The 770-nt window shown below is 45.7% G+C and carries 1 protein-coding gene and 1 pseudogene; both read left to right on the plus strand.

The genetic code is table 11. The annotated features are described in order from the left end of the window. The first annotated feature begins 37 nt into the window (after positions 1 to 37). A pseudogene (locus tag CIK04_RS26025) lies at positions 38 to 422 on the plus strand (F0F1 ATP synthase subunit I). Between the two features lie 10 nt (positions 423 to 432). After that, positions 433 to 770, plus strand: a 338-nt coding sequence (locus CIK04_RS26030; protein WP_176463434.1) for a F0F1 ATP synthase subunit A, incomplete at its 3' end; no start/stop codon positions are given.

A 770-nucleotide genomic window follows, 5' to 3' on the forward strand; every position in this document is an offset into this window, starting at 1 on the left:
ACGGAGGAGCCGTGGGATTTACTAGAGGTACGAATACATGGTAGCTGCGTTGGCTAGGCCAGGACGAGAGCTTGCAAAGCAATTGTTAATGATCGAGTCCGGCGCGGTTATTTTGTGGCAGCAGGAGTGGCTTGGCTGTGAATGCTGAGTGGGATTTCCTCGCTGATAGGCGGCGGCATTTTGTTGTCGCCAATGCAGTATTTTCTGTGTGTGCATTCTTGTTTGTAGGAGCGAGAGCGTCAAAGTACGTTGCTATCTCTTTCTACACGGGTGAAGCGCTGAAAATTCTCATTACAGTAGTGCTGTTTTCTGTCGCCTACATGTATATGCAGGTGGAACTTGTTCCCCTGAAACTAACCTATTTGCTGGTTCTTGGTATTAATATCTTTGCGCCAGCGCTATTCATTAACAACAAAAAATAAGGAGTGAGTTATGGCTGCGCCAGGTGAAGCGCTAACACCTTCCGGTTACATCACTCACCACCTTACTAACCTTTCAACTTACAAGTTGGGGCTAGTGGCGGAAGAGTCGAGTTTCTGGAACGTACATATCGATAGTCTGTTTTTTTCTTGGTTTACAGGGTTAATTTCCTCGAATTTTTACGCTGTAGCTCGAAAAACAACAGCCGGTGTACCAGGTAAGCTTCAGTGTGCTGTTGAAATGATCGTAGAATTTGTCGCGACAAACGTCAAAGATACGTTCCATGGACGCAACCCGCTGATTGCACCTCTAGCACTGACTATCTTTTGTTGGGTATTTTTGATGAACTT

It is taken from the genome of Vibrio sp. 03_296, from assembly GCF_002265885.1.